Annotated in this window: 9 protein-coding genes; all 9 read left to right on the forward strand. The window is 31.3% G+C overall.

Annotated elements, in window-relative coordinates; genetic code table 11:
- A complete protein-coding gene (gene rfbB / locus H6X70_RS13330; RefSeq protein WP_194768186.1) occupies positions 1-1032 on the forward strand; it encodes a dTDP-glucose 4,6-dehydratase in 1032 nt (343 codons plus the stop codon).
- A gap of 239 nt (positions 1033-1271) precedes the next feature.
- Positions 1272-1625 (forward strand): four helix bundle protein, encoded by a 354-nt coding sequence (locus tag H6X70_RS13335; protein WP_194768187.1) that lies wholly within the window; start codon positions 1272-1274, stop codon positions 1623-1625.
- Between the two features lie 259 nt (positions 1626-1884).
- Positions 1885-2751: a glucose-1-phosphate thymidylyltransferase RfbA gene (gene rfbA, locus H6X70_RS13340; RefSeq protein ID WP_194768188.1), complete on the forward strand. Its 867-nt coding sequence runs from the start codon at positions 1885-1887 to the stop codon at positions 2749-2751.
- Between the two features lie 189 nt (positions 2752-2940).
- Complete coding sequence (gene rfbC / locus H6X70_RS13345; RefSeq protein ID WP_194768189.1) at positions 2941-3483, forward strand: dTDP-4-dehydrorhamnose 3,5-epimerase; 543 nt, start codon at positions 2941-2943, stop codon at positions 3481-3483.
- Between the two features lie 433 nt (positions 3484-3916).
- The gene (rfbD, locus tag H6X70_RS13350; RefSeq protein ID WP_194768190.1) at positions 3917-4819 is read left to right on the forward strand and encodes a dTDP-4-dehydrorhamnose reductase; all 903 of its coding nucleotides are present in this window, start codon (positions 3917-3919) and stop codon (positions 4817-4819) included.
- Between the two features lie 219 nt (positions 4820-5038).
- Positions 5039-6853 (forward strand): asparagine synthase (glutamine-hydrolyzing), encoded by a 1815-nt coding sequence (gene asnB / locus H6X70_RS13355; protein WP_194768191.1) that lies wholly within the window; start codon positions 5039-5041, stop codon positions 6851-6853.
- 12 nt (positions 6854-6865) lie between these two features.
- A complete protein-coding gene (locus H6X70_RS13360; RefSeq protein ID WP_194768192.1) occupies positions 6866-7309 on the forward strand; it encodes an adenylyltransferase/cytidyltransferase family protein in 444 nt (147 codons plus the stop codon).
- Between the two features lie 46 nt (positions 7310-7355).
- Complete coding sequence (locus H6X70_RS13365) at positions 7356-8609, forward strand: oligosaccharide flippase family protein (RefSeq protein WP_194768193.1); 1254 nt, start codon at positions 7356-7358, stop codon at positions 8607-8609.
- Positions 8610-8641: 32 nt separating this feature from the next.
- Entirely contained in the window at positions 8642-9823 is a 1182-nt protein-coding gene (locus H6X70_RS13370; RefSeq protein WP_194768194.1) for a CDP-glycerol glycerophosphotransferase family protein, read from the forward strand.
- Positions 9824-9863: the final 40 nt, after the last annotated feature.

Here is a 9863-nt window from a genome sequence, read left to right on the forward strand (position 1 = left end):
ATGACTATATTAATAACAGGGGGCACAGGTTTTATTGGCTCACATGTGGTGCGCCTTTTTGTGGAGCACTATCCCGATTACCATGTTATTAATTTAGATGCGCTTACCTATGCCGGTAACTTAGAAAATTTAAAAGATATAGAGCAGCAACCTAACTATCAATTTATAAAAGGTGATATTACCGATGCTGATTTTATAAATAATTTATTCAAAACCCATCAATTTGATGGGGTGATTCATTTGGCAGCCGAGTCGCATGTCGATCGTTCTATTTCAGACCCTTTGGCATTTGTAAAAACCAATGTGATAGGCACTATGAATCTTTTAAATGCTTGTAAGGAACAGTGGCAAGGCAATTTAGAAAATAAGCGTTTTTATCATATAAGTACCGATGAGGTTTATGGAACCCTAGGGGAAACTGGTCTTTTTACCGAAACCACGCCTTACGATCCCAATTCCCCGTATTCCGCTTCAAAGGCGAGCTCCGATCATTTTGTAAGGGCCTATGGTGAAACCTATGGCTTGCCTTATGTGATTAGCAACTGTTCCAATAATTATGGTCAAAATCAATTTCCAGAAAAATTAATTCCACTATTTATAAATAACATCATTCATAACAAACCGTTACCTGTTTATGGTGATGGCAACTACACCAGAGATTGGTTGTATGTTAAAGATCATGCCGTTGCCATCGATTTGGTTTTTCATAAGGGAGAAAATCATGAAACCTATAATATTGGCGGATTTAATGAGTGGAAAAACATTGATTTGGTAAAGCTACTGTGTACTCAAATGGATGAAAAATTAGGTCGATCTACAGGAACTTCAGAGAAGTTAATCACTTATGTAAAAGATCGTCCAGGACACGATTTACGTTATGCTATTGATGCTTCAAAAATAAAGAAAGAATTGGGTTGGACCCCTTCAGTAACTTTTGAAGAAGGCCTAAATAGAACCATTGATTGGTATTTGGAAAATAGTGAGTGGTTGGATCGTGTTTCTAGTGGGGCGTATCAGGATTATGATAGTTAAGAGGTTATAGAGTTAAAAAGTAATAAAGTAATAAAGTTAGAATGTTATAAGGTTACGAAGTTAAAAAGGGTAGCGGGTTACTAAATTAGTTTGTTGTCCTTTTAAAAACACTATAATTTAAGCCATATAGGAATAGAATCCCAATAACTCTATAACATTTTCACCTTTTAACTTTTTCTAACAGCATCACCATATAACTCTATAACCATTTAACCATATCACTTTTTAACTGCATTCCTATGACTAAAATTCAATCACACAAAGATTTATATGTTTGGAAAGAGGCTATGGATTTAGTGGTTGTTGTTTATAAGCTTACAGAAAAGTTCCCTTCACATGAGGCTTTTGGATTAACATCTCAAATACGGAGAGCAGTGATTTCTATTCCTTCTAATATTGCGGAAGGTGCTGGTAGAAAAGGAGGAAAAGAATTTTCTAGATTTTTGTATATTGCTTTAGGCTCGCTTTCGGAAGTGGAGACACAAATAGAAATCGCATTTAGACTTCAATACATAAAAAACATTGAAGATGTAAATAAAAGTATTTATTTCATTAGGAGTATGTTGTCAAAATTAATAAAAAGTTTAGGGTAGTTTTTAGTGAGGAAGTGATATAGTTAAGAGGTTATATTGTTAAAAAGTTAAACTGTTATGATGTTAAGAAGTTATAGTGTGAGATGGTTGTAGTCCCATATATTGTAATCCTCATAACTTTTATAACCTCATAACCCTATAACAGCATCACTCTATAACCTATAATCATTTAATAGTATAACCTTCTAACATTTTCACAATGAGACGCTATAACCCCATAACCTTTATAACTATATAACCTTATAACACAGTACCTACCATGAAAGGCATCATACTCGCAGGAGGCTCAGGAACCCGTTTACATCCATTAACTTTATCAGTAAGTAAGCAGCTCATGCCTATTTACGATAAACCTATGATTTACTATCCGTTGTCTACTTTAATGTACGCAGGAATTCGTGAGGTTTTAATTATATCTACACCTAAAGATTTACCCTTATTTAAAGATTTATTAGGCGATGGGAAAAAGTATGGCTGTACCTTCGAGTATGCTGTTCAAGAAGACCCTAATGGTTTGGCTGAAGCTTTTATAATTGGTGCAGACTTTATTGGTAATGATAAAGTCGCCTTAATTTTAGGCGATAATATTTTTTACGGGACCGGTTTAGCAAAGCTTTTACAAGCTAATAACGACCCTGATGGTGGTATTATTTATGCCTACCGTGTTCATGATCCTGAACGTTATGGTGTTGTTGAATTTGACGAAGCGGGACAAGCCATTTCTATAGAAGAGAAACCAGAACAGCCTAAATCAAATTATGCAGTGCCAGGGATTTATTTTTATGACAATTCGGTGGTTGAAATCGCTAAAAATATAACACCGAGTCATCGGGGTGAGTTAGAAATTACCGATGTAAACCGCACGTATCTTGAACAAGGTAAACTTAATGTGAGTATTTTAGATCGTGGTACCGCTTGGTTGGATACTGGTACCTTTCAATCGCTTATGCAGGCTTCACAGTTTGTTGAGGTTATTGAAGAACGTCAAGGCCTAAAAATAGGGGCTATCGAGGGCGCCGCTTTTGAAATGGGCTTTATTAACGAGGATCAATTTAGAGCTTTAGCAGAACCGCTGCTTAAAAGTGGCTACGGTAAAAATTTATTAGGGTTACTTAATAAAAAATAAAACACAATGTCAGTTCGAGTGATGCGAGCTTAGGAGCATCGTATCGAGAACCGCTTTGAAATAACTCCTAGAGGTGATTTAGTGGTGTTTTTCAAATATTGCGCTAAAGCTTCTCGATACAATTCTGAAGAAAAATCAGAATCACTCGAAGTGACAAAAAAATAAAAAAATAACAGCTTAATATCAAAAATGACTGTAAAAGAAACAAAATTGAAAGGGTGTTTTATCATAGAACCCAAAATATTTAATGACAGCCGCGGCTATTTTTTTGAAAGTTTCAATCAACAAACGTTTAATGCACTAATAAATCATGAGGTCAATTTTGTACAAGATAACGAGTCCTTTTCATCAAAAGGCGTTTTAAGAGGCTTGCATTACCAAACTGGTGAGCATGCACAGGCTAAATTAGTACGCGTAATTAAAGGCTCGGTGTTGGACGTTGTGGTCGATCTACGAAAAGACTCGCCTACTTTCGGCCAGCATGAAACCGTCGAATTAACCGAAACTAATAAAAAACAGTTATTTGTGCCTCGTGGCTTTGCCCATGGTTTTGTTGTTTTAAGTGATACCGCAATTTTTTCCTATAAATGTGATAATTTCTATAATAAAGCATCAGAAGGAGGCATTATTTATAACGATAAAACGTTGGATATCGATTGGAGACTACCTAATGAAGACCTTATTGTTTCGGAGAAAGATTTGGTGTTGCCAAATTTTGAATCCAGGTTTTAATATTATTGTGTGTCATTCCGACGATAGGAGGAATCTCAAACAGTAAATCGTTTAGAATAGCACTTCGACAAGCTCAGTGTGACTTGGTTAATTCTAATTTGTATTTTGTTTAATTTGATGTCAATAAATTTCAATTATTTGTAAAGCCAAATAGAAATTGCGATGTCAGGCAGAGCTTGTCGAAGCCTATTTTCGTTAACTCGAATTTAAAAATAAGTCATGATTTTAGCTGAGATGAAGGGGAGTTGTAGTGATAAGGTAATTCACTCAACGTTGTTCCGTTCTGTTTGACATACGTTTGTCATTCCGACAATAGGAGGAATCTCAAAAGAAATAATTAAAAGGAAAGAAAAATAAAAACTGAAGACCAAGGTCAATTAGCCTTTTTGTACAAACCAACAGCCAATATCAAAATTTAAAGTTTTAACATGTTATGAAAGATGCGTCTTTAAACAATCCAGAAACCAACAACCAACAACCAACAACCATTCTAGTAACCGGAGGCAAAGGCCAATTAGCATCTTGCATAAAAGCCATAGAAAACCAGTGTCAAGATTTAAAATTCATTTATACAGACCGAGAGGAATTGGATATTACTAGTTTAAGTCAGGTTCAGGATTTTTTTAATGCCAATACTATTGATTATTGCGTGAATTGCGCGGCCTATACCGCTGTAGATCAAGCTGAAAAAGATGAAGCAAAAGCCTTTGAAATAAATGCTTTAGGTGCTAAAAATTTAGCATTGGTTTGTAAGGACCATAACGCCATTTTAATTCACATTTCAACCGACTTTGTGTTTGATGGAGCATCAAATAAACCCTATACTGAAACCGATACCCCCAACCCGATTAGTGTTTATGGCGCATCAAAACTTCAAGGTGAAATTGAAATTCAAAAAGCATTAAAGGAACACTTTATTATAAGAACCTCTTGGTTATACTCCGAATACGGCAATAATTTCATGAAAACCATGCTCCGTTTGGGAGAAATACGCGATGAATTAAGCGTGGTTAACGACCAGATTGGTACACCAACCTATGCAGGTGATTTAGCAGAAGTGATGCTTCAGATTATAAAAACAAAAACAGATATATACGGACTTTACCATTACAGCCATTTAGGAGAAATTAGTTGGTACGATTTTGCAAATGTTATTTTTAAATTCAACAAAAGCAATGTGAAATTACATGCTATTCCTTCAACGGAATATCCAACTCCAGCTAAACGGCCGTCATATTCTGTATTGGATAAAAGTAAAATAACAAAACTGTTAGCTATTAGTGTTCCTAATTGGGAAAAGCGTCTTGAAGTTGTTTTGTATAAATGTAATTTGTGAAAAGTCTTTAATGAGTGTGTTATTACATAAAGTATTTAAGATTTTCCATATGTTTAAAACTGAAATATTTTTTTTGTTTTTATTAAATTTGCTTGTGTTAAAACTATTTTCAGAAAAGGAGATGTTGAACAATATTAAACTTGTTGAAGAAAAGAATTATCGTACTTTTGCCGATAGATAACAAAATAGTGTTTTTATTATAAAATAAACTAGTTTTTAATGTGCGGAATAACAGGAATATATTCAAAAAATAATATTTCAAATATTGAAGAAAGAATTCAACGCATGAATACTTCTATAGTACATAGAGGTCCAGATGCAGGTGGTTTTTATGTCAATAGAAATTTGGTTTTGGGACATCGGAGACTTAGTATTATAGATACAAGGCAAGTGTCTAACCAACCTATGCATTCAAATAGTAAGGTTTGGCATCTTGTGTTTAATGGTGAGATATATAATTTTGAAGAAATAAAATCAGAACTTGATTACAATTTTAAAACATCTTCTGACACCGAAGTTATCCTTGCAGCAGTTGAAGAGAAAGGGGTAGATTGGTTTCTTAATCTAGCTAATGGAATGTTTTCAATTGCGCTTTATAATTCTGAAAATGAAGACTTATTTTTAATTAGAGATAGATTAGGGATTAAACCTCTATATTTTTATAATGATGGTGAAAATATAATTTTTTCATCTGAAATAAAGGCAATATTATCTAGCGGATTGGTTAATGCTGAGTTCAATGATGATGCCGTAGATGAATATTTAGCAAATAGGTATGTTAGGTCTCCATATACTTTTTTTAAAAACATCTTTCAAGTAAATCCAGGAACTTATTTGTCTATAAAGAAAAATTTATCTAGTATAGAGCATAAATATTGGGATATACCAGATGTCTTTAATATGTCAACAGATTATAATGAAGAGGATATACTCAAAGAGTTAGATGAAGAACTAAACAAAGCTATAAGATATAGGCTTATTGCTGATGTTCCACTAGGTACATATTTAAGTGGAGGTGTAGATTCTAGTCTTATTACAGCAATTACGGCATTAAATAAAAATGAAAAAATTAATACTTATACTATAGGTTTTGATGAAATTAATGAGTTTGAGTATTCTGAAGTTATAGCCAAGAAATATAACACAGAACATCACGAAATCTTAATGAAAAAAGAAGATTACCTGTCTAATTGGGAGAGACTTATTAAATTTAAAGATGCGCCCTTGGGAGTTCCTAATGAAATTCCACTAGCTGTAATGTCTAGTAAATTAAAGGAAAAAATCACAGTTGTGCTATCAGGAGAAGGTGCTGATGAGCTTATGGGTGGCTATGGTAGAATTTTTAGAACTCCTTTTGACTATGAAAATGAAGTCACGAACGAATCCTTTTACGATTACTTTATTTCGAAGTATGATTATGTTCCAAGATCTATGAGGGATGAATTAATTAACACTTCTAAAAGTTATCGAAATGAATTTGATACTGAAATTAAGGCTCAATTTAATAAAAGTACAAATGAAGAAAATATTTTTAAGTTTTTTCATAAATATCATGTGAAAGGATTATTACAGCGAGTAGATATGACAACTATGCAAACGTCTGTAGAGGCTAGAGTACCCTTTTTAGATCATAATTTAATTGAGTTTTCATATAATAAAATCCCTTTTAACTTAAAATTACGGTGGATAAGTGAGGATGCTGAAATGCAAGCAAGGACAATGAATTCTAATGAATATAGTGAAGTATTAGATATACCAAAATATTTGCTTAGAAAATTATCATATAAATACCTTCCCAAAGATATTATTGAACGTAAAAAAATAGGGTTTCCAGTGCCTTTAACCGAATGGTTTGATAATTTGGAATCATTAGCTTTAGAGCTTTTACCTAATGCAAAATGGTTAAAGAAGGGAGTGGTTAATGAGTTAATTGAACAAAGTAAAACAGAGTCTAGAGCAGGACAAATTCTCTGGATGTTTATTAATATAGAATTATTTAAAAGAAACTACTTTAATAAAGAGTGGAAGTGGTAGAATAGAGGAGTTATGTATAAAAGAGGAGATGAAAAAACAACAGTAGGGTACACATCTGGGGTATATGATTTGTTTCATATTGGACATTTAAATTTATTAAAGAATGCTAAAGGGTTGTGTGATAAGTTAATTGTTGGAGTTACTTCTGATGAATTGGTTGCCTACAAAAACAAAAAATCGGTAATTAATCATCAAGAACGTATGGAAATTGTTAGGAACATAAAGCATGTTGATGCTGTTGTGCCTCAAAACGATATGGATAAATTTAAAATGTGGGAACGTTTAAAGTTTGATGTTATGTTTGTTGGTGATGATTGGTTTGAAAGTGAAAAGTGGAATGAGTTAGATAAGAAATTTAAAGCTGTTGGAGTGAAGATTATTTATTTTCCTTATACGAAGGGTACATCTTCTACGTTAATAAATAAAACTTTAAAGAATTTAAGAGAGAACGAGTAATTTTTATGTCAAAATAGAAATTCTTACCTAATTGTTGATTAACTAGATGAAGCTTTCTTTTTTTAAACATGTATTAGTAAAGAATTTTTTAGCTCTTTCTACTTTACAAGGAATTAATCTTATTTTACCATTTGTTACTTTACCTTATTTAACTAGAGTTCTTGGAGTATCTAATTATGGAGTGGTGGTGATGGTTTATTCTATAATGCAGCTGTTAACGGTCGTTTGTGATTATGGCTTTAATTTATCTGCGACTAAGGAAATCTCCATATTTAGAGACAACACTCCAAGGGTCAATACAATTTTTAGTAGTATTTTGATAGTGAAATTAGTACTATTATTAATTTCATTTCTCATTTTATTTGTTTTAACGATATATGTGCCTGTTTTAGAAGCGAATAAAACCTCATATTTTATGGGTTTTGGTATAGTAATAGGTCAAGCAATTACGCCTACTTGGTTATTTCTTGGAATGGAAAAAATGAAGTACATAACAATAGTCAATTTAGTATCGAAGACATTGTTTACATTTTTAATTTTCTTTTTAATAAAGAACTCAGAAGATTTTTTTTATGTACCATTACTTTATTCTATTGGATTTGTTATCGCTGGTATATTATCATTAGTCTTTGCTTATAAAGAATTTGGAGTATCCTTTTATTTTATAAAAAAAATTGATATTATAAGACAAATAAAGAATAGCTCCCAATATTTTTATTCTAGAGCATCAGTTGCATTATATACATCAAGTAATAATTTTATAGTAGGATTAGTTCTTGGTGAATTTTATGCTGGCATTTTTGGAGTAGCCGAAAGATTATTTACTGCAATGACTGTTATTTATAGCCCATTATCAGATGCTATTTATCCATATATGGTTCAAAAAAAAGATTTAAAACTTTTTAAGAAAATATTTTTTTCTGCAATATTTTTTAATTCTTTAGTGAGTTTAATAACAATGTTTTTTTCTAACGAAATAGTATATTTTGTTTTTGGTTTTGGTTATGAAGAAAGCGCTGTTTTATTAAAATATTTTTGTTTTTTATCTATAATTATAGTTCCTGCTACTTTTATAGGTTATCCTTTATTGGGAGCTTTTGGCTTTGAAAAATATGCTAATTATAGTGTGGTTATAGCTTGTGTAATTCATATGATTATTTTAATTTTTATTTCTTCTTTTCTTTCGGTTTATTCAATGGTTTTATTATTGATTTTCACTCAAATTATTGTTTTATCAATCAGGTTTTTAGGAGTTAGAAAGTTTTTAAACAAACGCCGTTTAATCAGCAATAATATCTAATTATAGAAGAAATGAGAAAGATTTTGAAGAACGTGAAAACAATAACTAAACTAGTTTTTGGGCTACCTATTTATTATATTTCTATTATTTTTCCCAAGAAAAAAAATTTATCCGTAATCGGTTCATCTTTGGGGAAACATTTTGCTGATAATTCAAAGTATTATTATATAAAACATTATGATAACGAAGATAATGATGTGAATCTTGTATGGATATCAAAGAACAAAGTTGTCGTTAATGTTTTAAAACAGAAGGGCTATCTTGCAGAGTATTTGTATTCAATTAAAGGGGTTTATTCAACTTTACGTGCATCAAAAGCATATCTTTCTCATCAGTTAGATGATATAGATGGTGCGCTAATAGGTGGTTCTGAAATAATTCAATTATGGCACGGTATGCCATTAAGAAAAATAGGGTATGGTGGAGATTGGAAAAATGATACGCTATCGGGGCAAATCAAACTTTTTATTTCAAAATGGTTGCCTTATGCATATTATATGAAATGTGATGTTTTATGGGCGCCTTGTAAAAGTGCAAAGGATAATTATAAAATACCTTTTTCTAAGTCATTTAGAAATAATAACATAGAAGATAAAATTATTTTATCACAACAACCAAGAACATTTTGTTTTAATGATTCATTTAAGTTTAAAAAAAACTTTTTTCCTGAGATGGACATGCTTCTTAAACTTAACGAAAATTATAAAAATATAATCTCATGGTTGCCAACTCAAAGAAAACAATTCAATAAAACAATAATTGATGTAATTAAAGATTCGGGTTTAGATTTATATATTATGAATCAGTTTTGTAAAAAAAATGAGAGCTTGTTTGTTATTAAAGCTCATTTTTTAGATTTTAATTTGTTATCCAGTATAACAAAAGGGTTTGAAAATATTTTAATTTATCCTGAGTCAGATCCGTATCCATTACTTAAATATACAAATGTATTAGTAACTGATTATTCAAGTGTCTTTTTTGATTTTTTAATGATTAATAGACCAATAGTATTTATGTGTCATGATTTATTGGAGTATTCAAAAAAAGTAGAATTTTATTATGATTTTGAAAATTTAAAAATTGGTCCAATATGTAGTTCATGGGATGAAGTGTATAATTGTATTGGTGACGTTATGAGTAATAATGATGTGTACTCTGAAAAAAGAAAAGAAAAGTTAATTGATCTTGAATACGCATTAAATTATAAAGGTTAGTTTAGCTAAAAATTATGGATGTTAGTTTAAACTATATAAT

Source organism: Tamlana sp. I1, assembly GCF_015355625.1.
In the GTDB taxonomy this organism is placed as follows: Bacteria; Bacteroidota; Bacteroidia; order Flavobacteriales; family Flavobacteriaceae; genus Pseudotamlana.

Coding starts and splice junctions, on each gene's coding strand:
- H6X70_RS13335 (WP_194768187.1), top strand. CDS start 1,272: ATGACTAAAATTCAATCACACAAAGATTTATATGTTTGGAAAGAGGCT.
- asnB (WP_194768191.1), top strand. CDS start 5,039: ATGTGCGGAATAACAGGAATATATTCAAAAAATAATATTTCAAATATT.
- rfbA (WP_194768188.1), top strand. CDS start 1,885: ATGAAAGGCATCATACTCGCAGGAGGCTCAGGAACCCGTTTACATCCA.
- rfbB (WP_194768186.1), top strand. CDS start 1: ATGACTATATTAATAACAGGGGGCACAGGTTTTATTGGCTCACATGTG.
- H6X70_RS13365 (WP_194768193.1), top strand. CDS start 7,356: ATGAAGCTTTCTTTTTTTAAACATGTATTAGTAAAGAATTTTTTAGCT.
- rfbD (WP_194768190.1), top strand. CDS start 3,917: ATGAAAGATGCGTCTTTAAACAATCCAGAAACCAACAACCAACAACCA.
- H6X70_RS13360 (WP_194768192.1), top strand. CDS start 6,866: ATGTATAAAAGAGGAGATGAAAAAACAACAGTAGGGTACACATCTGGG.
- rfbC (WP_194768189.1), top strand. CDS start 2,941: ATGACTGTAAAAGAAACAAAATTGAAAGGGTGTTTTATCATAGAACCC.